A 25,377-nucleotide genomic window follows, 5' to 3' on the forward strand; every position below is an offset into this window, starting at 1 on the left:
GGTCGAGGTTACGGATAGAGATAGCGGGAGCGGCCATGATGAATTACCTGCAAAAGAGAGTAATAGATCAGAATGACCGATCGCCGTCAAGTTTTTTAAATCGAAAATTAGGTGCGGAATGACGGATGAGATAGTTCAGCAAGGAATAGATTCTGAACAGTACGATATTTTTAATACCACGGGCATGAGTTATGAGCAGTGGAACCAGCAGATGACTGAGCTGTATCGTAAGGCGGCTCATACGGGCGTGTATCAAGGTAAGTTTGAAAGCACTCAAATTGATGGACTGGCTTCAACGCTGCTTGTTGATAATGGCGATGTCTCTGTTGCTATGGTCGGTGGGCTTGAATATGAAATGATTAAGTTTAAGCAAACCAGTGATCCAGAGTCCGCTTCGGGCATTATCTCAGGTGGCTCGGGTGGCGATGATGTGGATGCAACCCGTGATCGAAGTGCAGCTTATTTAGAATTCCAAGTTGGCTTACCCGCGAATGTTGAGTTATCGGCCGCCGTTCGGTACGAGCGCTATGAACAGGAAGGATCGCTCACTGGTGCCCAAGGGCAAGTAGTTAATTCATCAACTTTTGATGCCGTAGTGCCTAAATTTGGTATTAGTTGGCGCCCCGTGGATAGCTTGTTACTGCGTGCCAGTTACGGTGACTCCTTCCGCGCACCCAATATGGGTGAAATGTTCTCTTCACAATCTTTAAGTTTTGAAAAAGCCGTCGATTCGCTTTGGTGTAATGAGCCAGGTAATGTGGATGCGGTTTATTGTGCGACCAGTAATCAACACAAAACTTGGTATGGTGGTAATCCCGACCTTGAGGCCGAGGAGGGTAACTCCTTGACGTTAGGTGGCGTATGGAATGCTACTGATAATTGGAATATCGAATTATCCTACTTTTCGATTGCCTACGAGAATAAAATTGAGTCGATAAGTGTGAACGACATACTGCGTGATGAAATTAAAAATGGTTCATCACCCTATGTTCACCGTGGTGCCGATGGCAAGATTGAATATATTGAAGCGGGTGTGCGCAACTTAGCGACGGTTGAAACGTCAGGTATTGATTTTGTCACAGCTTATAACCTAGAAACGGGGATCGGTGATTTCAACTTCAGACTCGATTTAACCCATGTTTTGGATTTTAAAAAGCAAGATAATGCCGAATCAGAAATGATTGATTATGCCGGGCTTACTGATTCGCCTGATTGGCGTGGTAATTTTGCAACCAGCTGGAAATATGACGATTTTTCTGCGGCCTGGACCGTAGTGTATATTGGTCGTCAATCGGCTGATTACTACAATCAGTTAGAAGAAACCGATGTTTACGTCGATTATTCAAACTACTTTAAACACAACATCCAGTTTGCCTATAACCATGCTTACAATGGTTCAATCACAGTTGGGGTGAATAATGTGTTTGATGCCGATGCACCAAACTTTTATACCTATGCTGATTACCGTGATGTAAACGTTGGACTGTATGATGTGTTGGGCCGTACTTACTATTTGAGAATTAACCAGAAGTTTTAAGTTATCCTTCTCCCTGGATAACTCAAACCTCCGCTTGCGGAGGTTTTTTTGCTTGTGGAATTTTGCTTGTGGAATATAGAGACGCTGCTTAATGACTCAGGCGCAGCTCATGGCGATGCTCATGCTGATAATGCTCGGCGCAGCTGCTGCAACGTTGCTCAGTGGGATCTTGAGTTAAGCGCTCGGCTTCGATTTCGGTTTCGCAATCTGAGCATAGGCCGTATAAGCCTAAGTCGAGTTGACAGAAGGCGGCATCGAGGCGGTTTAAACGACAAAATAGCGGATGTTCTGCGAGGTGACTCTGTGCCAGGCGGTCAATTAACTCGCCTAGGCTGAGATTGGCATAATGCGCCCCAAGTATTTCAATAAACTGAGGGAGCGCGCCGATTTCCTTCCTTAGATTAGCTTCAAGCTCTGACAATTCTTGTCTGATATGGGTGGTGCTCACGTAAAATCGCCTGTTTTATCTGACTCTGGACATTCAGTCTAATAGTTCCACTATCAACGACTATGATAAAGATCAAGTATCTGTCCGATTTGCAGGGATTTAGTGGTGTTTTAAATAAAAATTCACCACTTTCTCATGGGATTATCCTATGCGCCATCCGTGGTTATTCGCCAAGGCGCTGCTGCGCCTCTTCCAGCACTCGCACAATTTCCTCAGTAGTCTTATAGATGCGCAGCTCCCTAAACAGGGTGTCCGCCTCAGGGTATTGGCGATTTAAGTAACTAAACCATTGCTTAATTCGCGCCGGATAATAATCACTCTTACGGCCACTAAGCTCCCTTTGGGTATAACTGAGCATTAATTGTAACGTGTCAGCCCAACTGAAGGGCGTGGCACCGGTTTTTATGGTGTCTGCAAGATTGGGGAGCGAGATCGCGCCACGGCCAATCATGATGCTGTCGCACCCCGTCACTTCCATACAACGTTTAGCGTCGTCACTATTCCAAATCTCACCGTTGGCAATTACCGGTATTGGCAAACGTTTGCGCACTTCAGTGATGTATTCCCAATAAGCGGGCGGTTTGTAACCATCAACCTTACTGCGGGCATGGATAGCAAGCTCAGTTGCACCCGCTTCATAAACGGCCAGCGCATTTTCCATAAACAGGGATTTGTCTTCGTAGCCTAAACGGATCTTGGCTGTCACCGGATGCTCAGCGGGCACTGCTTGGCGCATGGCGCGCACAATATCGTGAATGGTATTAGGGTATTGCAGCAACACCGCGCCGCCATTACTGCGATTGACCATCTTGGCAGGACAGCCAAAGTTTGCATCTACACCGTGGGAGCCAAGCTCAATTGCGCGCATGGCGTTTTCAGCCATGCAATGAGGTTCTTGGCCTAAAAGCTGTACGCGGACTGGGGTACCTGATGGCGTATAGCCACCGCTCAGTAGCTCTGGACAGAGTTTAAGAAAGACCTTTTCAGGTAAGAGTTGGTCAACGACGCGCACAAATTCGGTGACAAGCAAATCGTAAGGGTTAATCGACGACAAAATATCTCGCATTAAGTCATCAACCACGCCTTCCATCGGAGCCAAAATTACCCGCACTGCTACAAACCCATATAGAGGAACAAAGGGCGTGCATTCTATCCTATTGGCTTGCTGTTACAAAGTGCGCAGAGAGGCTTGGCAACAATGACAACTATTTATGGCTATTTAATTGGCTAAATTCAGCTTCCTATCAGCATATTTTGATAATTTCTGTGATTTGGTGATATTTTTTGAAATGAAACTAAAGCGGTGCAGGTCTTTTGCAGTAAGCCAACGATAACCCTATTGTTGGTCACCATTAATCAATAAAAGGAAGCAAGAATATGAAATCAGTTAAGCAAACCGCGGTTGCAGTGGCATTAGGTACAGTGGTGGTTGGTTCAGCGTTTACTGTTAACGCGCAAACAAATTTATTTGGTTTTGAAACCATGGAATCAGGATATCAACTCGTTGGTTCTGAAGGTAAGTGCGGTGAGGGTAAATGCGGTGCAGATATGAAAAAAGCGGCTGCAGAAAAAGCTAAAGAAGGTAAATGCGGTGAAGCAAAATGTGGCGCCGATATGAAAAAAGCGGCGGCAGACAAAGCTCACGAAGGTAAGTGTGGTGAAGCAAAATGTGGCGCAGATATGAAAAAAGCAGCAGACAAAGCTCATGAAGGCAAATGTGGTGAAGGCAAATGCGGTGCTGATATGAAGAAAGCCGCTGAAAAAGTTGACGCTAAAACTGAAGCCGTAAAAAAGGAAGTCAAATAAGTTCAGTTGTACTTAGTGAGGTACTGCCCTAGCACATGGCCAGCCTATGCTGGCCTTTGTTTAGCAGCATCCAAATTAAAGGGGTTAAAGCAATGCAAGATCGTGGATTAGTTGGATTAGGGTTACGGCGTGAAATGCTCAGTGAATTTTGCCAATCGCTGCCGAGTGCTATCGATTTTTTAGAGGTTGCCCCTGAAAACTGGATGACGCTAGGTGGAAAATACGGTAAACAATTTAGACAATTAACTGAACAACATACCTTTTTTTGCCATGGTCTGTCGCTCTCAATCGGTAGCCCTGAGCCGTTGGATCTTGAGTTTGTTCGTCGTATCAAAGCTTTTATGGACTTACATCAAATTGATATCTATTCAGAGCATTTAAGTTACTGCTCAGGAGCTGGTCATTTATACGATCTGATGCCTATTCCTTTTACCGAGGCCGCCGTTAAGCATGTCGCTCGGCGAGTTAAGCAAGTCGAAGATATTTTAGAACGACCGCTTATTTTGGAAAATGTCTCCTTTTATGCGGCGCCCAGTGCGCAGATGACTGAGCAGGCGTTTTTGACTGCAGTGCTGGAAGAAGCCGACTGCAAACTCCTGTTAGATGTGAATAATATTTATGTTAACTCGATAAATCATCAATATGATGCGGCGGCATTTTTAAAGGCGATGCCAACTGAGCGGATTGCCTACTTGCATATCGCAGGACATTTTAAAGAATCAGAAGAATTATTGATTGATACCCACGGCAGCGATATCAACGCCCCTGTATGGGCGCTCCTAGATAGTTGCTATGCCATGCATGGCGTATTACCCACCTTGCTCGAGCGTGACTTTAATCTGCCGGCAACGGCGCATTTATTGGATGAAATTAATCAAATTCATACTTACCAAGCCCAGGCCAAAAAAAATCTAGCGAAGAGGATTGCCTAATGGATTTTAAGCAAGTACAGCAATCCTTTATCGATTATATTCGTGATCCTAACAATTCCGTGCCGATCGGTGTACCCATTGAGCGGATGCAGGTTTACCGAGAGCTATTTTTTAATAACGTGATGGGTTTTGTCTCTAATGCTTTCCCCGTACTCAAAAGCTTATACACTGATGCGCAGTGGCAAACCTTAGTGCAGGCTTTTTTTAGTCGACATGATTGTAAATCACCGATTTTTATCGATATTGCTGGGGAGTTTTTACAGTTCCTGCAGTTTCAATATTCTCCAATAGACATTGATCCGCCCTTTATGTTGGAACTTGCGCACTATGAATGGCTTGAACTAAGAGTGGCAACTGCGCAGCAAGATAGCCGCCAAGTCCTGATTGGTAAAGAGGGAATTACGCATCAAAATCTATGTTTAGCCGCAACGGCAACCGTGGCGCAATACCAGTATCCTGTGCAGCAAATACGGCAAGATTATCGCCCAGAAGATCCTCTGCCGCAGCCAGTGTTTTTTTGCCTGTATCAGGATGAGGCAGGTGAGGTAGGCTTTTTGCAATTAACACCTTTAAGCGCACAAGTACTGGGTTATTTAGCCGAAAAGGGGCAGAGCACCTTTGATGAAATGATTCAATGGTTGGTGTCGACTTATCCGCAAATGCTAACAGAGACCTTAACTCAAGGTTGTTTACAGTTACTCGAGCAACTAACCGCTAAAGGTATCGTACGCGGAACATAGAAAGACATGGTGCTTAAGTACGCAAAATAATTGTAATAACCATACAGAAAAAGGGTTTTTGTTGGTGTGGCAAACCGCTACAATGACGCCCGTTTTGTGATCTTAATCACTGTATGATTCCCGCGCACTTATCTACGCACACATTTGAGGAGCTGTAATGAGCAGTCAGCCATTTAAAGACCCATTTAACGTTATGTATTTTATTGGTTTTATTTTAGTCTTACTGTTGCCGACACTACCAGCAAGCCTGACTTGGTTAAAGCAATTAGGCTTAATTTAAGCAGGTTTTAATCTCAAATTGAGTATACTACTGGCCACTCTGAGAGTGGCTTTTGTTTTTGAGGTTCGAGGCATTTACACACTATGATTATTTACAAACTATGATTATTTACACGCTATGATATTGAAACGCGGTTTGTTTTTATTGATAGGCTGCCTTGCGCTGGGTCTTGGACTGCTAGGTATTATCGTGCCACTGTTACCGACGGTGCCGTTTATTTTACTCGCCGCTTTTTGCTTCGCCCGTTCAAGCACTCGTTTACATCAGTGGTTAATGACACACCCTTGGTTTGCTGATGCGCTCACCCAGTGGCAAGAGCACCGAGCCATGCGCCCAGGCCTTAAACGCAGAGCTATGCTACTCTCTGGCCTCAGTTTTAGTGTCAGTATTCTTGTTGTGCCAATCCTATGGGTAAAATTGTTGCTGTTAACCATGGCAATCGGGCTTCTCTGGTATCTGAAAACGATTCCTGAAATCGAATCCTAAGTACATTTGATCTAAGGCACAAATTGATAACCAATTCGTCACTTGAATACGCTGCTAGTTGCAACTCAAACCAAAGCGGCATAAGCTTTGTGCGAATTATTAAAGCTCGTCCACACTCGCTGTGGACGTTTTGTTTTTACTGCCAGCAATAAGCGTGGCGAAACGATTAAGTTAAATTAAATGGCTATGAATACAGAAACCTTATCCTTGATAAAGAAAAGCATTAAAACCATTCCTAATTATCCTAAGGAAGGGATTCTATTTCGCGATGTGACCAGTCTGCTGGAAAATGCTGCAGCCTATAAAGCGACTATTGATTTATTAGTTGAGCATTACCGCAACAAAGGCTTTACCAAGATTGTGGGTACCGAAGCCCGTGGTTTTCTGTTTGGTGCACCTTTGGCGTTGGAATTAGGTATTGGTTTTGTGCCAGTTCGTAAGCCAGGTAAACTGCCACGCGCGACGATTAGCCAAAGCTATGAGCTGGAATATGGCCACGATAGCCTTGAAATCCATACCGATGCGATTACCGCTAACGACAAAGTGCTAGTGGTTGACGACTTGCTGGCCACGGGCGGTACTATCGAAGCCACGGTAAAACTTATCCGCCAACTCGGTGGTGAAGTGCAAGATGCCGCCTTTGTGATTTCGTTACCTGATTTAGGTGGTGAGGCTCGTTTAACAGCCTTAGGTCTTGAGTTGGTTAAACTTTGTGAGTTTGAAGGCGAATAATTCTTCAGCCAAAGGCGCCTAGGGATAGTTTAATGGCATGTCGTTAATTGACATGTTATCTTGCAACTATCTCGGGGCGCGATCCCCTTTTTTGTACCAACATTCTTGTCATGCACATTGGGGAGTTCCATGTCATATCAGGTGTTAGCCAGAAAATGGCGCCCTGCCACATTCGAACAGATGGTCGGCCAAAGTCATGTGTTGCACGCATTAACCAATGCGTTAACCCAGCAACGTTTACACCATGCGTATCTTTTTACTGGCACGCGCGGAGTGGGCAAGACCAGTTTGGCGCGTCTCTTTGCCAAAGGTCTTAACTGTGAGAAGGGCGTAACGGCTTCCCCCTGTGGTGTGTGTGGCAGCTGTGTCGAAATTGCCCAAGGCCGTTTTGTTGACTTAATTGAAGTCGATGCCGCCTCGCGCACTAAAGTCGATGACACTCGTGAACTCTTAGATAATGTGCAATATCGTCCGACCCGAGGCCGTTTTAAGGTTTATCTGATCGACGAAGTACACATGCTTTCCCGCAGCAGTTTTAATGCGCTGCTAAAAACCCTTGAAGAACCGCCAGAGCATGTGAAGTTTTTGCTGGCGACCACCGATCCGCAAAAGCTGCCGGTGACTGTGTTATCCCGCTGTTTGCAATTTAATTTAAAGAGTTTAACCCAGCAGGAAATTGGTACTCAGCTTCAGCATATTTTAACCCAAGAGCAATTGCCCTTTGAGCACGAAGCCCTAACTCTGCTCGCCAAAGCGGCCAATGGCAGCATGCGTGATGCTTTAAGCTTGACCGATCAGGCCATTGCATTCGGTGGCGGCACGGTAATGCTTAACCAAGTGCAATCTATGCTGGGCAGCATCGATGAGCAGCATGTGCTGGGCTTACTTAAAGCCTTAACCGATGCCGATATTGGCGTATTGATGCAAAGCTGCGCCCAGGTGCTCGCCTATGGCGCGGACGCCCAAGAAGTGCTGCGTAGTTTACTGGAATTACTGCATCAGATTACCCTGACACAATTTGCGCCAGCCGCCGCGCAGCAATCCCTTTATAGTGCTCAAATTCAGGCCTTTGCCGAGCAGTTAGCGCCTGAACAAGTGCAGCTGTATTACCAAATTTTACTGACTGGCCGTAAAGACTTACCCCATGCGCCGGATCCTAAATCGGGCCTCGAAATGGCGCTGCTGCGAGCGGTGGCATTTGTTCCCGAAAAGCCAGTAAAACGTTGGCAAGTCGAAGACCCAGCTAAGGTAAGTTTGCCTTCTCAGCAGCCAATGTCTGCTTCGCCCACATCAAATATGCCCGCGGTAGAACAGACGGTTAATCAGGCTGTGGCTGAAAAAAAAACTTCGCTAACTTCCGCCGTTGATTCCCTAGCTTTGCCACAAGTTGCAGCAACGTCTGCGCTTGCTACGGCTTCACTCGTCGAAGCATCGCAACAAGCTTTATCCGATGAGGATGTTTTAGCTGTCGATGAGGATGCGGTTGATGAAGCGTTAGCACTCAATGCCGCATTGATTGCCGAGCAGAAAGTGATTTTAAGTCAAGCCCAAAGTCAGGGCTTTGGCGCAAATGTGGATGTTGTATCGAATACTGAGACAGAAGTAAGTGCTGTTTCTATGCCTGCATCAAATACTGATGCTGAGCATCATCAAGCCGCGGTTGTTGATACCGTTAGTGTTAACCTTAAGCCTTACGCCAACCAGTTAACAGAACCTACAGTGGCATTATCTAATGAAAATGATGTCGAGGAAGAGACTCAAACGAGTGTTAACGAAAGTGTAGATAAGTTAACGCCTGATGCTTATTCAGCTGAGTCTTACGGGCAATACGATTATGCCGCCGCGCCGCTGGATGCATATCAAGATGATTATGCGCAATTTATATCTGAGGAGCAGGGCGCATTCTCTGATATAGAAGATAATTCGTTTAATCGCGACAGTGCTCAGTCTATTGATCATAGTCATGTTGTGCATGAGTCCGCTGTTCATGGACATGCCGCTCAAGCGTCTGCGACACCAGCGCAAAAGTCGCAGTCTATTGCCGAAAGCTCTGCTTCAACAAGCCCTCTGGCTTCAACAACTCCTCCGGCTTCAACTACAGTATCCCTCGATGATGACGATATTTTATCGGCGGTATTAGCGGCGCGCGACTCTTTGTTATCCGATCTTGATGCGCTCAGCACCAAGGAAGGTGATGGAAAAAAGCTGGCAGCGGAAGTTAAGGTTAACCCCCCGAGTCAGAATGGCCATACTGCGCCAGTCTCTCACGCGCCAACACATAAAACGCCTTCAGTTGATGCTTCTATCGAGCCGCAAGTTGTCAGTAACGAGTCCGATAACGACTTTGAGCTGCCCTTTGACGACGATTTCGAGGCCGAGATCCATCTTGAGTCACTATCCAATGTCACGCCGACTCCGCAGTTTGAGCCAAACGATCGCCCGCCATGGGAAGAGGCGCCTGTCGTGGCAATGGATGAGGCAAGCCCATTGGCTGCTAGCTCACACCTACAAAGTGGCGTGAGCGCGCCGCAAAAATCAGTTGGTGCGGCAGTATCTGGGCATGCTTCGGCTCAAACCTCGACAATCGATACCGAAGTGGAAGAGATTAAGACTGATCTGCAACGCACTGAAGCAAATACCGTGCTGCAACCGTCTCAGACACAGGAATTATCACAGACGCAGCAACGGACCCAACAGTCACCGCCAAGCGAGACGGTTTCATCGGCGTCATCCACCGCATTAGCACTGGCGCAATCGATTACCGGTCATCCGCTCGATTTGCATTGGTACAAGCTCATGGCGAGCCTCGATATTGGCGGACGTGTGCGTCAGTTAGCGGTCAATTCGATTTGTCAGCAGCAGGCTAACCCTTTGCCATTACTGTTAAAACCCGATCAGAAACACTTGGCGGCGCAGGTGGCCATTGAGCAACTCGAGCAAGCCTTAACCGCAGCCCTTGGGAACCCAAGGCAGGTTGAGGTGGTCATAGGAACCGATCCTACGCGGGAGACGCCCTTAGAGATGCGTAAACGTTTTCACCAAGAGTTACTGCAACAGGCGCAGCAGTCGCTAATAATGGATGACAATGTGCAATGGCTGATTAACCGCTTTGGGGCTGAGCTTGAGAAGGATAGCTTGCTCTATCCGCCTGAACTGTTAAATCAGCGCAGCGGGCTTATTCCTGCGTTACCTGAGCCCGAGTAATATTTCCTCTATGTATATGCTGCGTGGAATGGCAGAGTTTGTTAAAAACGCGCTATCAAGATCATAAGTTTATCGATGGGATCGCGGCATTGATTGCCAATCCCATTTATTTCAGTAAGATTAGCCAGCTTAAAAGCTTGCGACTAACCCTAATAGAAGAGAAATGACTATGTTTGGAAAAGGCGGTATGGGCAATCTGATGAAACAAGCCCAGATGATGCAAGAAAAAATGGCAAAAATGCAGGAAGAAATTGCCCGCATGGAAATGGTCGGTGAGTCAGGTGCTGGTCTGGTTAAAGTGACCATGACAGGCGCACACACAGTGCGTAAAGTCGAAATCGACCCAAGCTTGATGGAAGACGACAAAGAAATGTTGGAAGATTTGATCGCGGCAGCCTGTAACGATGCAGCACGTCGCATCGAAGAGAATCAAAAAGCTAAAATGGCCGAAGTGACTGGCGGTATGCAATTACCACCAGGCATGAAAATGCCATTTTAATTGAGATAGACAATGAAATTTAGTCCACTGCTAGACGAGTTAATTCAGTCCCTACGTTGTTTACCAGGGGTTGGGCCTAAATCGGCGCAACGTATGGCGTTTCAATTACTTGAGCGAGACAGGAAAGCTGGGCTTAAATTAGCCTCTGCCCTGTCGAGTGCCATGAGTGATATCGGTCATTGTCAGTCTTGCCGAACCTACACTGAAGAAACGTTATGTCCGATTTGTGCTAGCCATAAGCGCGGCTCGTCTTCGACAATTTGTGTGGTCGAAACGCCAGCCGATGTGTTAGCCATTGAAGCAGGTGGACATTTTACGGGTCGCTATTTTGTTTTGCTGGGCCATTTATCCCCCCTCGATGGCGTGGGGCCTGAAGAGTTAGGCTTGGCGCTATTAGAGCGTCACTTAGCCTCTGGCGATGTTGCTGAGCTGATTTTAGCGACCAATCCTACGGTTGAAGGTGAGGCCACAGCCCACTTTATCGCCGATATGGCAAGGCGCCACAAGGTGCTGATCAGCCGCATTGCCCACGGCGTACCCGTGGGTGGCGAACTGGAATATGTCGACAGCACCACCTTAGCGCTGTCCTTCAATGGGCGTATCCCGCTGTAGCCTGTGATGGCCTAAAGAGTAAACCCGCTGGCCCTGTGCTCGCGGGTTTTTATTTTATGGCTGTATTTGTTTAGCGAACATGCCCTAGCGTGTCTAGGTCTAACATTCCTTTCTTCATTCTGACATAGGGATAGCGTAATTTCGGTTTGATACTGCCTTATTTTTCGCCATTTGATCTGTGATTTTATCTCCCCCCTTGAAAAGTGGATTTGCAGCCCCATTTTATAAAGCACTGAGCGTTTGCTTTAACCAAATTGCGTAACAAATAAGGAAAATTTCATGTCACAACAAGAAACTCATGGTTTTCAAACTGAAGTCAAACAGCTGTTGCATTTGATGATCCATTCTTTGTATTCCAACAAAGAAATTTTCTTGCGTGAACTGGTCTCTAACGCTGCGGATGCGGCCGATAAGCTGCGTTACCTTGCGTTGACCAACGACGCGTTATACGAAGGTGACGGTGAGCTACGTGTGCGTATCAGCGCAGACAAAGAAAAAGGCACTGTGACCATCGAAGACAACGGCGTGGGTATGACCCGCGATGGCGTGATTGAGCATTTAGGTACGATCGCCAAATCGGGCACCGCTGAATTCTTTAAAAACCTCTCTGGTGAAGCCTCAAAGGATTCGCAGCTAATCGGTCAATTTGGTGTGGGCTTCTATTCCGCCTTTATCGTAGCGAAAAAAGTCACCGTTCGTACCCGTGCTGCCGGCCATAAGGCCGATGAAGCCGTATTGTGGGAATCGGAAGGTGAGGGTAGCTTCACCGTTGAAACTATCACCAAGGCGAGCCGTGGTACTGAAATTACCCTGCACCTGCGTGATGAAGAGAAAGAGTTTGCCGATGAGTGGCGCCTACGCTCCATCATCACTAAATACTCAGACCATATTTCAATCCCAGTAGAAATGTGGCAGGAAGGCACCCCTGAGCGCGATGGCCCAGACGGTGAAAAAATTCCTGCAACCGAAGGCTATTGGAAGGTCATGAACAAGGCGACTGCGCTGTGGATGCGTAATAAGTCTGAGATCACTGACGAAGAATACCAAGAATTTTATAAGCATATTTCCCACGACTACACAGACGCTCTGCTGTGGAGTCATAACCGCGTTGAAGGTAAACAGGAATACACTAACCTGTTGTATATCCCTTCAAAAGCGCCGTGGGATCTGTGGAACCGTGACCGTAAGCATGGCCTGAAACTCTTTGTGCAGCGCGTGTTTATCATGGATGACGCTGAGCAGTTTATGCCATCTTACCTGCGTTTTGTGCAGGGTTTGATTGACTCAAACGATCTGCCGCTAAACGTGTCCCGCGAGATTTTACAGGACAATCACATCACCAAAGCGATGCGCACCGGTATCACTAAGCGTGTGCTGGGTATGTTGGAAAAACTGGCAAAAGACGATGCGGAAAAATACCAAAAATTCTGGGCCGAATTTGGTCAAGTGTTGAAAGAAGGTCCAGCGGAAGACTTTGCAAACCGTGAGCGTATTGCAGGCTTACTGCGTTTTGCGTCTACCCATACTGGCAGCGCGGCACCAACTGTGTCACTCGACGACTACATTAGCCGCATGAAGGAAGGCCAAACCAAGATTTACTATATCGTTGCCGACAGCCACGAAGCCGCGGCCAACAGCCCACACTTAGAACTGCTGCGTAAGAAAGGCATCGAAGTGTTGCTGATGTCAGAACGTATCGATGAGTGGTTAATCAACCACTTAACTGAGTACAAAGAAAAACAATTGCACTCAGTCACCCGTGGCGAGCTGGAATTAGGTGAGCTGGAAGATGCGGCCGAGAAGGAAGCACAGGAGAAACTCGCTGAAGAGTCTGCACCACTGATTGAACGCATTAAAGCGGCATTAGGCGCTAGCGTGGCCGATGTGAAAGTCACTTCACGCTTAACCGATACCCCAGCCTGTGTGGTCACGGGTGAAGGTGAAATGTCGACCCAAATGATCAAACTGATGCAGGCTGCCGGCCAGCCAGTGCCAGAGGTCAAGCCGACGTTTGAGATCAACCCTGCGCACCCATTAGTGTCGCGCCTTAATGATCTTCAGGATGAAGCCGCCTTTGCCGATTGGTCGAATCTGTTATTGCAACAGGCGCAATTGTCGGAGAAGGGCAGCCTAGCGGACCCATCTGCCTTTATTAAGCTGATGAACCAAATGTTATTGGCAAGCCTGAAGTAACACATTCGGGGCACTTGAGTAGAGACACAAGTGCCCCGATTCCGTTTTAGGCACCGCGAGTCGCATTATCCTAGGGCATTTCCCCGTAGAGGTGCCAGATTGGGAGTAAGGAAAACCATGGACAATATCCTCGATCTAACGAAAGACAATATTCAGCAAGTGGTTGATGCTTCGATGCAGCAACTGGTGGTGATGGTGTTTTGGGCCCAGCCACAGCCGCAGAGTGTTGCCATGGTGCAAACACTCGAGCAACTTGCCACCCAGCATGCTGGCCGTTTTGTGCTGGCGAAAGTGAACTGTGAAACTGAGCTGGAAATCGCGAACTATTTCCGCATTCAAGCACTGCCGACCACTTTAGTGCTCGATAAGGGCCAACCAATCGATGGCTTTGCGGGCATGCAGGAGGCGGCGCAGGTCAACACTATGCTGGAGAAACACTTGCCTCCGTTATGGCAATTGCAGCTTGAGCAAGCCAAAGCCTTGTTAGCCTTAAGCCAAGTATCGGCGGAGGATTTAACCACTGCGGCCGTGTTGCTGAAAGACGCCTATAGCGCCTCAAATCATGCTGCTGAGGTGAGTTTGGTGCTCGCCGATGTGTATTTGATGCAGGGTGAACTGGCTCAAGCGCAGACTTTACTCGAACAGATTGGCCTTGCCGATCAAGACAGTTATTACCAGAGCTTAAAGGCGAAATTAACCCTTGCCTTGGATGCGGCGGACACACCTGAAATTCGTGATTTACAGCAGAAGTTTGAGCATAATCCGCAAAATTTAGTGTTATTACTCGAACTTTGTAAAGCCTTGCATTCGGCTCACCGCGATGAAGAAGCACTTGCGCATTTATACGGTGTGTTATCTAAAGACTTGAATGCTGAAAATGGCAAAGTAAAACAAGTCTTTATGGAGATTTTAACCGCCCTTGGTCAAGGTAATAGTCTTGCTAACCAGTACCGTCGCAAGCTGTATACCTTGCTCTACTAAGGATAAAATTTGCCACAAAACTGCGATTTATTTGCGGTTTCTGAGGCTAAAGTCGAAGCTAAAAGCCTTCTCAATGGCGGTCAGATGTGCGAAGATCGCCGCCCTAAGAAGAATATCAATGCGAAAAAGAGGACTCTTGAGATGCGCATTATCCTATTGGGCGCCCCAGGTGCCGGTAAAGGTACCCAGGCCCAGTTCATTATGGAACAGTATGGTATCCCACAAATTTCTACTGGCGATATGTTACGTGCTGCTGTTAAAGCCGGTACTCCGCTGGGTTTAGAAGCGAAGAAAGTGATGGATGCAGGCCAACTGGTTTCTGATGATCTGATCATTGGACTGGTTAAAGAGCGTATCGCACAGGACGACTGTGCTAAAGGTTTCCTGTTAGACGGTTTCCCACGCACTATCCCGCAAGCGGATGCGATGGCAGCAAACGGTATCAGCATTGATCACGTGATTGAAATCGATGTGCCAGACGAAGAAATTGTTAAGCGCATGAGCGGTCGTCGCGTTCACCCAGGTTCTGGCCGTGTTTACCACGTGGTATTCAATCCACCTAAAGTGGAAGGCAAAGACGATGTGACTGGCGAAGACTTAGCGATTCGTCCAGATGACGAAGAAGCCACAGTGCGTAAGCGTTTAGGCATTTACCACGAACAAACTAAGCCATTGGTTGAATACTATGGCAAAGTGGCTGCTGCGGGTCACACTCAATACCATAAATTTGATGGTACTCAGTCGGTTGCGGCTGTGAGTGAACAGTTAGCCAGCGTGCTGAAATAAGCATCATTCGCTAAATTCGAGAACAAGTTCTCATATTAAGAAAAAGCCTGCGATTGCAGGCTTTTTTTATTGGCAACTGAATGTTAGCCTGCCGAGGTATTAGGCTGATAAAAGGTAACACATTGACTTCTCCCTCTCCTGCGTTTGGCGTGTTATTGGTCAATCTCGGCACGCCCGATGAACCCACTCCCAAAGCGGTTAAGCGATTCCTCAAACAGTTTTTAAGTGATCCTCGGGTCGTCGATTTGTCCCCTTGGCTGTGGCAGCCGATTTTGCAGGGGATAATCCTTAATACCCGACCCGCCAAGGTGGCCAAACTATATCAGAGTGTATGGACAGAGCAGGGCTCGCCGCTGATGGTGATAAGTGAGCAGCAGGCACAAAAGTTAGCCACGGATCTGAGTGCGACCTTTAATCAAACTATTCCCGTTGAACTGGGCATGAGCTATGGCAATCCTTCGATTGATAGCGGCTTTGCCAAACTCAAAGCCCAAGGCGCCGAGCGTATCGTCGTACTGCCGCTGTATCCGCAATATTCCTGCTCAACTGTCGCTAGTGTGTTCGATGCGGTGGCGCAGTATTTTGCTAAAGTGCGCGATATTCCTGAGCTGCGCTTTAGCAAACAGTATTTTGACCATGAAGCCTATATCGCGGCTTTAGCGCATTCGGTTAAGCGCCATTGGAAAACCCATGGGCAGGCCGACAAGTTGATTTTATCCTTCCACGGTATTCCGCTGCGGTATGCCACTGAAGGCGATCCCTATCCTGAGCAGTGTCGCACTACCGCCAAGTTACTGGCACAGGCTCTGGGATTAACCGATGGACAATGGCAGGTGTGTTTCCAATCCCGCTTCGGCAAAGAAGAGTGGTTAACCCCTTATGCTGATGAACTGCTGGCCGATTTACCCCGCCAAGGCGTGAAAAGCGTTGATATAATTTGCCCAGCCTTTGCCACTGATTGCCTCGAAACCTTAGAGGAAATTTCGATTGGTGGTAAAGAGACTTTCCTGCATGCGGGTGGTGAGGCCTATCACTTTATTCCCTGTTTAAATGATGATGAGCTCCATATCGAGCTGCTCAGGCAATTGGTACAAGAACAAGCTCAACCTTGGATACGCGCAGAGTGACGGTAAATTTCTCCCGTTGAAACCTAAACACGGCCTAGTTTCATGCTGATTTTATGGTAGAATCTGCGCCCTTTGTGGCTCGGGAGTGGATTTTTTATCTCTCTAGCCTAGACTCATTATTTTTAGGACACGATGAGCCAACGCTCGTTGTAATGCCCATTAGCATGGATGCCAGGAAAAGAGAGCCACTATGAAGTTTCCCGGTCAGCGCAAATCGAAACATTATTTTCCGGTCAAAACCCGTGACCCATTGCTTGAGCAATTAACGCAGCAACCTCAACCTTTTGCGACTTATATCAGCGGTATCGATCAAACCTTAGTGGATATCGAAGCCAAGGTAGAGGATGAGTTGCTCGGGCGTTATGGTTTACCCAAGGGTAATTCGACGCTTATCAATGATGAGCAAGCGCACGCCCTGTATACCGAGCTGAAACAAAACGGTTTGATCAGCGATGAGTTTGCGGGCGGCACTATTGGTAACACAGTGCACAATTATTCTATTTTGGCCGATGACCGCTCTGTGTTGTTTGGGGTGATGAGCCAAAATATCGAAGTCGGCAGTTACGCCTACCGTTATCTTTGCAACACCTCCTCTAAAGTAGACCTTAACTTCCTGCAACCCGTCGATGGCCCCATAGGTCGTTGTTTTACGCTGATTTCTGATTGCGGTGAGCGTACCTTCGCGATCAGTAAAGGGGCGATGGATAAGTTAACCCCAGAATACATTGATAAAGACGTAGTACAGGGCAGCTCTGCCTTGGTATTAACCGCCTATTTAATGCGTGCCAGCGGCGGCGACAGGATCACCGATGCGGCCATGTGCGCGATTGAATATGCCAAAGCAGCCGAAGTCCCTGTGGTATTGACCTTAGGCACACGCTTCTTAATCGAAGAAGATCCGGTTTGGTGGCAAAACTTTATCCAAGAGCATGTGACCATTTTGGCGATGAACGAAGATGAAGGCGAGGCGTTAACTGGGTTTCGCGATCCACTGCTTGCCAGCGAAAAAGCCCTCGAGTGGTGTGATATGGTGTTAACCACCGCAGGTCCCATCGGGCTTTACACCGCAGGTTATACCGATGATGCTGAAAAGCGTGAGACTAGCCATACACTGCTGCCCGGTGCTATCCCCGAATTTAACCGTTATGAGTTCTCGCGTCCTAAGCTCAAGAGTGACTGTGAAAATCCGATTAAAGTCTATGCCCATATTTCCCCTTACATGGGCGGCCCTGAGAAAATCGGCAACACCAATGGTGCGGGCGATGGTGCGTTGTCGGCGTTATTGCATGACTTGGCGGCCAATACCTTCCACAAGACCAACGTGCCAGGCTCAAGTAAGCATAAGCGTGATGGCTTATGTTATTCATCCTTCTCACAAATTTGTAAGTACGCTAACCGCGTGGCCTATGAGGTATTAGCGCAGCACAGTCCGCGTTTGTCCCGTGGGTTACCCGAGCGTGAAGACAGCTTAGAAGAATCCTACTGGGAAAGATAAACCAGCATAGGTTTCAGTTAATAAGGGCAATAGCGGCAAACCGTTATTGCCCTTGTTGTTTTTAGGCGCAAATAAATGATAACGTTAGGCGGTTTACCGCTCCCAATAACAGCGAATATTTAAGGTGGAATTTTCGGTGAAAGCGCAGATCTTAAGAGAAATGAAGGTACTCAAGGCGATTGAGCCTGAGTTTGAAGTGCAGCGCCGCGTGGCGTTTATTAAAACCAAGCTCAAAGAGGCCCGCAGTAAGGCGTTGGTATTAGGGATCAGCGGAGGTGTGGATTCATCGACGGCGGGGCGTTTATGCCAGTTGGCCGTTGATAGCCTCAATAGTGAACATCCCGAGGGCGGTTATCAGTTTATTGCGGTGCGTTTACCCTATCAAATTCAAAAAGATGAGCATGAAGCTCAGCAAGCGTGCCAATTTATTCAGCCATCCAAATTAGTCACAGTAAATGTGCACCAAGGTGTTGATGGCGTGCATCAAGCCACCTTAAGTGCGTTTGTTGAGGCGGGACTGAGTATGCCGGATGAGGCGAAAGTGGATTTTGTTAAGGGCAATGTTAAAGCGCGGATGCGCATGATTGCCCAGTATGAGTTAGCGGGATTAGTCGGCGGCTTAGTGGTGGGGACTGATCATAGCGCCGAAAACATTACCGGTTTTTATACCAAATGGGGCGATGGTGCCTGTGATCTCGCGCCTTTATTTGGCCTCAATAAACGCCAAGTGCGCCAATTAGCGGCCTATCTCGGTGCTCCTGAGTCATTAGTTTACAAGGCACCAACGGCGGATTTAGAGGACAACAAACCGCTACTCGAAGATGAAGTCGCGCTCGGGCTGACCTATGAGCAAATTGATGATTTCCTCGAAGGAAAGGTCGTTGATAAGGCTGTGGAAGAGAAGCTTATCAATATCTATAAGGCCACCCAACATAAGCGCCAGCCCATTCCAACCATCTACGACTGATTTTTATCACTAACCTTGGCATAGGCAATGCTATCTAAGTTTTCTTTTAAAGCACTCGGCTTATCTGGGTGCTTTTTTATGAAATTTTATCAAGCAGATACGTTTCGTAGATGCGAGCGTGTAAGTGCAATCAGGGCATTAGAGTATTGGCGGTAATCTAAGTAGGGCGTGAGTAGCACTGATATCGAGTGGGAAGATTGAGTCTGCATTATTGTCGTGATGTCTTGCAGTTTACCTTGGGAGGCTTGCATCAATTGCAGTACTGTTTGCTGGTTGGCGCTTTGCTGAGGGCCTGCGGCGATATGACTCTCGATAGCAATTCCTAATGCCGTCGCGGCAGCTTGCCCACACACAATATGAATATTGGCATGGGGCGATAGGGCACTAGCACCTATCAAGAGCATTTGGTGTTTTTTGAGTAATAAGTTGTCGCGATAGTGGCGCCAATCCTCACTGGGGGCGCAAATTTTGGCCATAATGGTGAAGATCTTACGCCAGTGGTTACCGTTTAAGGCGATGAGTTCTGCTATCGCGTTATCCTGCTCCCAATGCCAATATTCAGGCATGAGTGGGGGATTAGGGAGATAAAACGCATAGGACGCTGTGGCTGGACCAATATGCATAATAAGTAAAATTTGCGAATATCGAATAAAAGTAGAGCGGATATTAACCTAAATAGGGTAAACCGCCGAAACTAAAATGCCATCAAAACAAATCTTAAATATGAATATTGAGGTTTATTTTTATCTAACCGTATAATCTGCATGCGTATTTTATCGGAACCATGGGGCAGTAATGAAAGCCATTATCATAGGCTCAACTAAACATTTATTTTTCGCTGCCTTTTATGGCTGTTTAGGGATTGCTGTTGCCTTATTAGTGACTGGAATCTATTTTCTCAATGCTAAACCCGATCTGTCCCTCTGGCACACGACTGAGTTAAAACACGAATTCCACTACAACACTAAACTCGATAACTTTCGTGATTACATTGCCTTAGAAGATAAACTCTTTGCCGAGGTTGATAACAAAGTACTCAAAAAAGTGTCGGCGACAGATGCATCGCCCGTCAATCGTTATGTTAAAAACAGCCTTGCCGATCCCGCGAGATGGCCACAAAACTGGAATCGCAGTTTTGAATGGCCTAAAGCCAATGCGCCTTTTGGCGTATTGTTGCTCCATGGTATGTCAGATTCACCCTATGCCATGTCGAACGTGGCAGCACATTTTAAGGGCAAAGCCCATGTACTTGGATTAAGACTCCCAGGCCATGGCACCATTCCTAGTGGTTTGACGAGCCTGTACTGGCAAGACTTAGCCGCCGCAGTTAATTTGGCAACGGCGCACATCAAACAAGAGCTTAAAGGTAAGCCGTTATTCGTTATTGGCTTTTCAACGGGCGCCGCAGTGGCACTTAACCATGAACTTGAACTGATTAATCAAGATAAAGCGCCCGATTATGCAGGGATGATTTTTATGTCGCCAGCTATTGGGCTTGCTCCAATTGCGGCCGCGGCTCGTTGGCAAAGTTGGATAGGTCGTCTGCTCGACTTAGATAAGTTGCAATGGAATAGTATTCAGATGGAATACGATCCCTTCAAGTACATGTCTTTTGCCGTCAATGCCGGGGATGTCGTCTACCAATTGGCATTACGTAATCAGAGTTTGTTAAGCGGATTAACGCCTTTGCAGCGTGAACAAATCCCATCGATTTTAAGCTTTCAATCTGTTGCCGATGCAACGGTATCTAGCGCAGCTGTTGTGAGTTTGTTGTATCAAACGCTACCGCAAAAGGGCCATGAATTAGTGCTATTTGATATGAATCGTACCGTTATCAACAGTAAGTTAATGACTAATGATCCACTACCCGCCTTGTTACCTATATCCACAGACAACATTCATTACCGTGGCACGCTGATTGAAAATATCAATAGCGAAACGACTCAGGTCCAAGCACGGGAATTTGGATTGAGGCCACAGGATGAGTCGTTATCTCAGATTGAACACCTCCCGCTTTATTGGCCGGCGGGCGTGTATTCACTCTCCCATGTTGCGTTACCTTTTGCTGAAAATGATGGACTATATGGCATGTCAAGCAATGAGAAGCTAACCCGCATACAAATAGGCGCAGCCGCTTCCCGTGGTGAGCGAGGCGTTTATAGTGTGCCTGCTTCAGAAATGTTACGTCAAAAATGGAACCCCTTTTTCCCCTATATGATGGACCGAATTGAACAATATCGAAGTGCACATATGCCGAATGAGGCACACTGAAAGGTATAATAGTTTGAAAATGTAGTCATTCAGGCCAGAAACTAAGCAGTTGATCAAACAGACTTCACTAAGCACTTGCGTTGATTGAATCCAATTGCTAAAGTCTGCGTCACTTAAGGTGAACCCCACTCGATAGCATCTTAAGTAATAAGTACTTAAGCTGATGTCGTACAGTTCTATTAAGTACAATATTTCGGTATGTAGCGCAGCCCGGTAGCGCACTGTCATGGGGTGTCAGGGGTCGGAGGTTCGAATCCTCTCATACCGACCAAATTCATAAACAATAAAGCCTGCAATCTTAATCAGTTGCGGGCTTTTTGTGTCTGCTTGTTTATGTAAGGGTGGACTAACGGGGGACTAACGGAATTCAAAAATTCTTTTTCCAATTAGTGCTTTGCCTTAGTTTTATTAATGGCTGAATTTAATCTCAGCGTGTGGAACTTCGGTCCATTGCAGGTGATCCCGCACATAGATTTTGGTGGACTTGGCATCGGTGTGAGCCATCCGACCTTGAGGGTCAACACCCATATCCGAAAACAATCTGGCAGATAGCGCACGTATCTCGTGGAAGGTTGGGCGCTGGCTCATTTCTAAATGGTCGCACAGACCTAACTCATCCCTTAATGCCGAAAAGGCTCTGCTAAGGTAATTAGGATCAAGCTGATAGCGGTGGTCTGTGGCCACACTTTGTTTATTCTGTTTGTCTGGTCGGCGATGAACCACATAAGGGCAAAGGAACCCATCGCGACTCTTATCGATAATGCGGGATTACCATTAGCGAGACGGCCGCCCCATGGCCGCTCTTTGGCATCCATGCCATCGCGGCATTCGTGAATCCATTCACATCAGACGGGCGAGCATCCACGGATGGACTTGAACAACATCCGTGTTTAACGGCCAGTTCGCCATCTGATAGGCAGGACGCCTGAATGTCGTACAATGCAGGGACGCATGAGAACGACCATGGCTCTCGTTCATAAGCTTAGAAACCCTAGGTTTCTATTCACCGTGTCGATGATCAAATACCATGGCTCATCATAAGCCAATACCAGCAAAACAGTTCTAATTCCTAACACGTAATCTCCCACTCAGCTTTATTTTAATCCTGTCAGTTATTCAACGCATTTCTAGCTTTGAATATTTCTACTACTTAAAAATCATATTCTTACAAAATAGGGGAGTGCGATAAGGGCGATGCCGATGGCGATAAGTAGCGCGAGATTGGTGACAAAATAAGGATAAATCATCAGGGTGAGGCCGACGGCCAGAGGGATGGGGGCGGCTTGGCGTTTGCCGTAGGTGAAAAAGCCAAGACCAAAGAGGCCAAAGACTAAACTCCATAACAATATTGCTGGATTATCAAACACCTTGAGTTCCTCAATGATTAGCGGTTGGTAAGCGCAGCCCTGTTACTGTGCCGTATTGGTCAAACGATGAGCTAGTGCTGCGCCGCTGAATTGAGTCTACTGCTAAATATCCCTTGGCGTAATTAAGCTTTATTCATCTTATTCGTTGCGTGAATCCACTATTTTAGTGCGCTGTTTTATTTACATTTTTAATACAGTGAGGATTCAGGTTATAGCTCATATAACTCTAAGGGTAAGCCGTCGGGATCGCTAAAGAAGCTGAACTTTTTACCAGTGTATTCGTCAATGCGGACAGGTTCGACGGCGATATGATGGGCCGTAAGATGCTCGATCGCCGTTTCAATCGATGCGACGCGAAAGGCAAGGTGCCTAAGACCGCAGGCTTCGGGATAGCTAGGGCGCTTGGGAGGATTGTCGAAGGAAAACAACTCGATTTGGCTCATATCGGGCAGTTGTAAATCGAGTTTGTAGGACTGGCGTGCCTCACGATAATGCTCTGCCAGCACGCTAAGGCCAAGAATCGTCACATAAAAGTGTTTGGACTTTTGATAGTCACTGCAAATAATCGCTGCATGGTGAATGCCGAGTAACATGGCTTGCCTCTGTGCTGTTTAACTGATGTTTACGCTAGTGTGTGTTAAAAAAGCCAGAGTCACAACTAAGTGTGACTCTGGCGCTAACCTAAGAATTTTTCTTACTTCGCAAGCGGGCTAATGGACGAGTTCAAATATCGCGGAGGAGAGAGGTGCAAGCTGCAACTGAACTTGACCTTCACCTCGCTCGACAATTAACTGCGCCGTATGGTCTTCCAGTAAATCCTTAAGCGAATAGCTTGCATCGGTTAACTGCCATTGCGCAATCAGAGATTGGGGTAGTTTAAGTGAAAATAACTTGGCTTGGGTTTGACTAAAGTTACTGACAATAATCAGCTTTTGGCCTTTGCTATCGGCGGTATGGGCCTCAAAGCGGACAAAGGCGAAGGTTGAGTCATCATAACCCGTCGCGTTACCTTTGATTGTCTTTTTGTTAGCCTTATTGCTAGGCTTTGCGGCCGATACCGCGCTACGGTTGGCTGCATCTAGCGAGTCATATTGCCCTAAGAGCGCGGGCGCATTCTGCCCCGTACTGAGGTTCAATAATTTTTGGTAATAGGTGCGCAGCGCGACTTCTGCTGGAGTAGATTGGCCGCCATCAAATTTACCTTGATTCATCCAGCGCTGATGGGCGGGGACGCCCGCATAATCAAAAATACTGGTGCGCGAAGCATGGCCAAAGCCTAGGTTTTGCGTCGCCGCTTCTCCTACTTCTTGACCAAAATAAATTAAGGTGGGTGAGGTACTTAAGGTTGCTGACACCACCATGGCGGGCAGGGCGTAGCGGGGATCGACCGCATCTGTCGAGGAGTTACCAGTTATGGCGCCTAAAAAGGCGGCATTGGCGATGCGCTGCTCGTCGTGATTTTCTAAAAAATGCAGCATATGCGAGTCGATATCTTGCACTTTGGCCTGATCTGCGGCGATCTGCGCGGTACTTTTTTGCCCTGCCATAATGGCTTTGAGGGTGTCGTAAAGATCGACCTTGTCGTAGAGGTAATCCATTTTGCCGAGCTGAATATAGTCGCGATACATCGCTGGGTTATAGACCTCAGCTAAGATAAAGGCTTCGGGATGGCTATGTTTTATATGACTATTTAAATAGCTCCAAAACTCGACGGGCACCATTTCGGCCATATCGTAACGAAATCCATCGACTCCCATCGCTAACCAATACTGGGCAATTTGATTGAACTTGATCCAAGAGTTAGGTAATTCACGGGTTCGTTGTTGCCAGAAATCGTAGTGCTGCTCGGCGCCGAGGGTGGCATAGCGTGGCGGCAGTGCGGGGAAATCATGGCTGCCATCGGGGCGGACACCGTAATTGATTTTAACGGTTTCATACCAGTCGTTCATATCTGGCTTGGCAAGGCGTGAGCCATTGCCCGTCGATTTGGCGGGGATCTCTTCAAATTGACCATCACTTAGGGGATGCGATTCGCCGCCTAACGGTTTGAGGCTCTCTGGTAAATCTGGCACTTGAAAGCCAGAGGATTGCTTTTTATCAGTCACATAGTAAAAGTTATTATGCTTTGCATATTCAAGGGTTTGGTTATCGTCTTCACCAAAATCGCGCACGCCCTCGGGCTTAGTGATGGAATGGTAATTACGCGCCACATGGTTAGGGACTATATCGATAATCACCTTTAAGCCTTGCTTGTGGGTGCGCTCGATAAGTGCCTGAAACTCCTGTAAACGCTTGGCGGGATCGACCGCTAAATCGGGGTTTACGTTGTAATAATCTTTAACCGCATAGGGCGAACCAGCGCGGCCCTTAACCACATCGGGATCATCGTGACCTACGCCAATCGCACTGTAATCGCCAATTAAGGCGTGGTGGGGTACACCCGTATACCACACATGGGTAACGCCTAAGTCTTTGATACTTTTGAGCGCTGTGTCATCAATATCATTAAATTTACCCACACCGTTTTCGCTAATCGTGCCCCAAGGTTTATTGGTGGTGTTTTTATTGCCATAGAGTCGGGTAAAAATTTGATAAACCACGGGTTTGTACTTGTTTGCTTGCTCGGCATTGTGATGGACAGGTTGGATATCACCTTCGTTGGTATTTGAATTTGCAGGCACAGTTTTAGCCGCCACTGCATTCAACGCCGTTACTTGAGTGTTGATTGCTGGTGCAGCCATGGCGTAAAAGGCGGTAATGCTGCTGAGGGCCAGTACGCTTAATCCCTGTTGCCAGCGATAAGCGCGACGTTTGCTGCTGTTAGATAATAGAAAATTCAACCTAGGTTCCTTTACTGACTTGGCGGCCAAACTATGGTTTGGCCGCGTTGTTAGCTAAGCATGCTTAGCTGCTT

The 25,377-nt window shown here is 47.2% G+C and carries 24 protein-coding genes and 1 tRNA gene; 18 read left to right on the forward strand and 7 right to left on the reverse strand.

Annotated elements, in window-relative coordinates; translation table 11 throughout:
* Positions 1 to 118 precede the first annotated feature (118 nt).
* The gene (locus AEA42_RS04765) at positions 119 to 1,537 is read left to right on the forward strand and encodes a TonB-dependent receptor (protein ID WP_231640354.1); all 1,419 of its coding nucleotides are present in this window, start codon (positions 119 to 121) and stop codon (positions 1,535 to 1,537) included.
* Between the two features lie 88 nt (positions 1,538 to 1,625).
* Here AEA42_RS04765 and AEA42_RS04770 read toward each other — a convergent pair whose 3' ends face one another.
* Together AEA42_RS04770 and AEA42_RS04775 are read right to left on the reverse strand one after the other, a co-directional pair.
* Positions 1,626 to 1,985 (reverse strand): TraR/DksA C4-type zinc finger protein, encoded by a 360-nt coding sequence (locus tag AEA42_RS04770; protein ID WP_011717378.1) that lies wholly within the window; start codon positions 1,983 to 1,985, stop codon positions 1,626 to 1,628.
* Positions 1,986 to 2,148: 163 nt separating this feature from the next.
* Positions 2,149 to 3,096, reverse strand: coding sequence for a tRNA-dihydrouridine synthase (locus tag AEA42_RS04775; protein ID WP_055647115.1), 948 nt, complete (start codon positions 3,094 to 3,096; stop codon positions 2,149 to 2,151).
* Positions 3,097 to 3,362: 266 nt separating this feature from the next.
* Here AEA42_RS04775 and AEA42_RS04780 point away from each other — a divergent pair, with 266 nt between their 5' ends.
* The 15 genes from AEA42_RS04780 (at position 3,363) to nadE (ending at position 18,825) form a co-directional block, all read left to right on the forward strand.
* Positions 3,363 to 3,791, forward strand: coding sequence for a hypothetical protein (locus tag AEA42_RS04780; protein ID WP_037417772.1), 429 nt, complete (start codon positions 3,363 to 3,365; stop codon positions 3,789 to 3,791).
* Positions 3,792 to 3,883: 92 nt separating this feature from the next.
* Positions 3,884 to 4,723, forward strand: coding sequence for a DUF692 domain-containing protein (locus tag AEA42_RS04785; RefSeq protein ID WP_055647144.1), 840 nt, complete (start codon positions 3,884 to 3,886; stop codon positions 4,721 to 4,723).
* Positions 4,723 to 5,463, forward strand: coding sequence for a putative DNA-binding domain-containing protein (locus AEA42_RS04790; RefSeq protein WP_055647116.1), 741 nt, complete (start codon positions 4,723 to 4,725; stop codon positions 5,461 to 5,463). The genes AEA42_RS04785 and AEA42_RS04790 overlap by 1 nt, the downstream gene beginning before the upstream one ends.
* Before the next feature lie 157 nt (positions 5,464 to 5,620).
* On the forward strand, positions 5,621 to 5,743 hold the full coding sequence (locus AEA42_RS23020; protein ID WP_011072094.1) for a hypothetical protein: 123 nt from the start codon (positions 5,621 to 5,623) through the stop codon (positions 5,741 to 5,743).
* 117 nt (positions 5,744 to 5,860) lie between these two features.
* Positions 5,861 to 6,229, forward strand: coding sequence for a YbaN family protein (locus AEA42_RS04795; RefSeq protein WP_055647117.1), 369 nt, complete (start codon positions 5,861 to 5,863; stop codon positions 6,227 to 6,229).
* Positions 6,230 to 6,409: 180 nt separating this feature from the next.
* Positions 6,410 to 6,961 carry an adenine phosphoribosyltransferase gene (gene apt, locus AEA42_RS04800; RefSeq protein ID WP_055647118.1) on the forward strand — a complete coding sequence of 184 codons (552 nt, stop codon included), beginning with the start codon at positions 6,410 to 6,412 and terminating at the stop codon, positions 6,959 to 6,961.
* Positions 6,962 to 7,090: 129 nt separating this feature from the next.
* A complete protein-coding gene (gene dnaX, locus AEA42_RS04805; protein WP_055647119.1) occupies positions 7,091 to 10,165 on the forward strand; it encodes a DNA polymerase III subunit gamma/tau in 3,075 nt (1,024 codons plus the stop codon).
* A gap of 169 nt (positions 10,166 to 10,334) precedes the next feature.
* Positions 10,335 to 10,664 carry a YbaB/EbfC family nucleoid-associated protein gene (locus AEA42_RS04810; RefSeq protein ID WP_007648738.1) on the forward strand — a complete coding sequence of 110 codons (330 nt, stop codon included), beginning with the start codon at positions 10,335 to 10,337 and terminating at the stop codon, positions 10,662 to 10,664.
* A gap of 12 nt (positions 10,665 to 10,676) precedes the next feature.
* Entirely contained in the window at positions 10,677 to 11,276 is a 600-nt protein-coding gene (gene recR, locus AEA42_RS04815; protein WP_055647120.1) for a recombination mediator RecR, read from the forward strand.
* Positions 11,277 to 11,555: 279 nt separating this feature from the next.
* Complete coding sequence (htpG, locus tag AEA42_RS04820; RefSeq protein ID WP_037425271.1) at positions 11,556 to 13,469, forward strand: molecular chaperone HtpG; 1,914 nt, start codon at positions 11,556 to 11,558, stop codon at positions 13,467 to 13,469.
* Between the two features lie 117 nt (positions 13,470 to 13,586).
* On the forward strand, positions 13,587 to 14,450 hold the full coding sequence (locus AEA42_RS04825; RefSeq protein ID WP_055647121.1) for a tetratricopeptide repeat protein: 864 nt from the start codon (positions 13,587 to 13,589) through the stop codon (positions 14,448 to 14,450).
* Positions 14,451 to 14,591: 141 nt separating this feature from the next.
* Complete coding sequence (gene adk / locus AEA42_RS04830) at positions 14,592 to 15,236, forward strand: adenylate kinase (RefSeq protein ID WP_037417813.1); 645 nt, start codon at positions 14,592 to 14,594, stop codon at positions 15,234 to 15,236.
* Positions 15,237 to 15,316: 80 nt separating this feature from the next.
* A complete protein-coding gene (gene hemH, locus AEA42_RS04835; protein WP_055647122.1) occupies positions 15,317 to 16,363 on the forward strand; it encodes a ferrochelatase in 1,047 nt (348 codons plus the stop codon).
* 190 nt (positions 16,364 to 16,553) lie between these two features.
* On the forward strand, positions 16,554 to 17,858 hold the full coding sequence (locus AEA42_RS04840) for an inosine/guanosine kinase (RefSeq protein ID WP_055647123.1): 1,305 nt from the start codon (positions 16,554 to 16,556) through the stop codon (positions 17,856 to 17,858).
* Positions 17,859 to 17,994: 136 nt separating this feature from the next.
* On the forward strand, positions 17,995 to 18,825 hold the full coding sequence (gene nadE, locus AEA42_RS04845) for an ammonia-dependent NAD(+) synthetase (protein ID WP_037425381.1): 831 nt from the start codon (positions 17,995 to 17,997) through the stop codon (positions 18,823 to 18,825).
* 89 nt (positions 18,826 to 18,914) lie between these two features.
* On the opposite strand, the gene AEA42_RS04850 is transcribed toward nadE, so the two are convergent.
* Positions 18,915 to 19,448: a hypothetical protein gene (locus AEA42_RS04850; protein ID WP_055647124.1), complete on the reverse strand. Its 534-nt coding sequence runs from the start codon at positions 19,446 to 19,448 to the stop codon at positions 18,915 to 18,917.
* Positions 19,449 to 19,620: 172 nt separating this feature from the next.
* On the opposite strand from AEA42_RS04850, the gene AEA42_RS04855 reads away from it, so the two are divergent.
* Both AEA42_RS04855 and AEA42_RS04860 read left to right on the forward strand, forming a co-directional pair.
* The gene (locus tag AEA42_RS04855; protein ID WP_055647125.1) at positions 19,621 to 21,096 is read left to right on the forward strand and encodes an alpha/beta fold hydrolase; all 1,476 of its coding nucleotides are present in this window, start codon (positions 19,621 to 19,623) and stop codon (positions 21,094 to 21,096) included.
* Positions 21,097 to 21,290: 194 nt separating this feature from the next.
* Positions 21,291 to 21,367, forward strand: a tRNA-Pro gene (locus tag AEA42_RS04860).
* A gap of 137 nt (positions 21,368 to 21,504) precedes the next feature.
* On the opposite strand, the gene AEA42_RS22565 is transcribed toward AEA42_RS04860, so the two are convergent.
* From AEA42_RS22565 to AEA42_RS04885, 4 genes are all read right to left on the reverse strand, one after another.
* Positions 21,505 to 21,780: an integrase gene (locus AEA42_RS22565; RefSeq protein WP_082458947.1), complete on the reverse strand. Its 276-nt coding sequence runs from the start codon at positions 21,778 to 21,780 to the stop codon at positions 21,505 to 21,507.
* A gap of 473 nt (positions 21,781 to 22,253) precedes the next feature.
* Positions 22,254 to 22,463, reverse strand: coding sequence for a hypothetical protein (locus AEA42_RS04875; RefSeq protein ID WP_011622901.1), 210 nt, complete (start codon positions 22,461 to 22,463; stop codon positions 22,254 to 22,256).
* Positions 22,464 to 22,672: 209 nt separating this feature from the next.
* Positions 22,673 to 23,056 carry a VOC family protein gene (locus AEA42_RS04880; protein ID WP_055647128.1) on the reverse strand — a complete coding sequence of 128 codons (384 nt, stop codon included), beginning with the start codon at positions 23,054 to 23,056 and terminating at the stop codon, positions 22,673 to 22,675.
* A 117-nt stretch (positions 23,057 to 23,173) separates the two neighbouring features.
* The gene (locus AEA42_RS04885; protein ID WP_055647129.1) at positions 23,174 to 25,303 is read right to left on the reverse strand and encodes an alpha-amylase family protein; all 2,130 of its coding nucleotides are present in this window, start codon (positions 25,301 to 25,303) and stop codon (positions 23,174 to 23,176) included.
* Between the last annotated feature and the right edge of the window lie 74 nt (positions 25,304 to 25,377).

This window comes from Shewanella sp. Sh95, from assembly GCF_001308045.1.
Lineage (GTDB): Bacteria > Pseudomonadota > Gammaproteobacteria > Enterobacterales > Shewanellaceae > Shewanella > Shewanella xiamenensis.

Excerpts from the sequence above, each read along its gene's own strand:
- AEA42_RS04765 (WP_231640354.1), top strand. The coding sequence starts at position 119 with ATGACGGATGAGATAGTTCAGCAAGGAATAGATTCTGAACAGTACGAT.
- AEA42_RS04780 (WP_037417772.1), top strand. The coding sequence starts at position 3,363 with ATGAAATCAGTTAAGCAAACCGCGGTTGCAGTGGCATTAGGTACAGTG.
- AEA42_RS04785 (WP_055647144.1), top strand. The coding sequence starts at position 3,884 with ATGCAAGATCGTGGATTAGTTGGATTAGGGTTACGGCGTGAAATGCTC.
- AEA42_RS04790 (WP_055647116.1), top strand. The coding sequence starts at position 4,723 with ATGGATTTTAAGCAAGTACAGCAATCCTTTATCGATTATATTCGTGAT.
- AEA42_RS23020 (WP_011072094.1), top strand. The coding sequence starts at position 5,621 with ATGAGCAGTCAGCCATTTAAAGACCCATTTAACGTTATGTATTTTATT.
- AEA42_RS04795 (WP_055647117.1), top strand. The coding sequence starts at position 5,861 with ATGATATTGAAACGCGGTTTGTTTTTATTGATAGGCTGCCTTGCGCTG.
- apt (WP_055647118.1), top strand. The coding sequence starts at position 6,410 with ATGGCTATGAATACAGAAACCTTATCCTTGATAAAGAAAAGCATTAAA.
- dnaX (WP_055647119.1), top strand. The coding sequence starts at position 7,091 with ATGTCATATCAGGTGTTAGCCAGAAAATGGCGCCCTGCCACATTCGAA.
- AEA42_RS04810 (WP_007648738.1), top strand. The coding sequence starts at position 10,335 with ATGTTTGGAAAAGGCGGTATGGGCAATCTGATGAAACAAGCCCAGATG.
- recR (WP_055647120.1), top strand. The coding sequence starts at position 10,677 with ATGAAATTTAGTCCACTGCTAGACGAGTTAATTCAGTCCCTACGTTGT.
- htpG (WP_037425271.1), top strand. The coding sequence starts at position 11,556 with ATGTCACAACAAGAAACTCATGGTTTTCAAACTGAAGTCAAACAGCTG.
- AEA42_RS04825 (WP_055647121.1), top strand. The coding sequence starts at position 13,587 with ATGGACAATATCCTCGATCTAACGAAAGACAATATTCAGCAAGTGGTT.
- adk (WP_037417813.1), top strand. The coding sequence starts at position 14,592 with ATGCGCATTATCCTATTGGGCGCCCCAGGTGCCGGTAAAGGTACCCAG.
- hemH (WP_055647122.1), top strand. The coding sequence starts at position 15,317 with ATGTTAGCCTGCCGAGGTATTAGGCTGATAAAAGGTAACACATTGACT.
- AEA42_RS04840 (WP_055647123.1), top strand. The coding sequence starts at position 16,554 with ATGAAGTTTCCCGGTCAGCGCAAATCGAAACATTATTTTCCGGTCAAA.
- AEA42_RS04850 (WP_055647124.1), bottom strand. The coding sequence starts at position 19,448 with ATGCATATTGGTCCAGCCACAGCGTCCTATGCGTTTTATCTCCCTAAT.
- AEA42_RS04855 (WP_055647125.1), top strand. The coding sequence starts at position 19,621 with ATGAAAGCCATTATCATAGGCTCAACTAAACATTTATTTTTCGCTGCC.
- AEA42_RS04880 (WP_055647128.1), bottom strand. The coding sequence starts at position 23,056 with ATGTTACTCGGCATTCACCATGCAGCGATTATTTGCAGTGACTATCAA.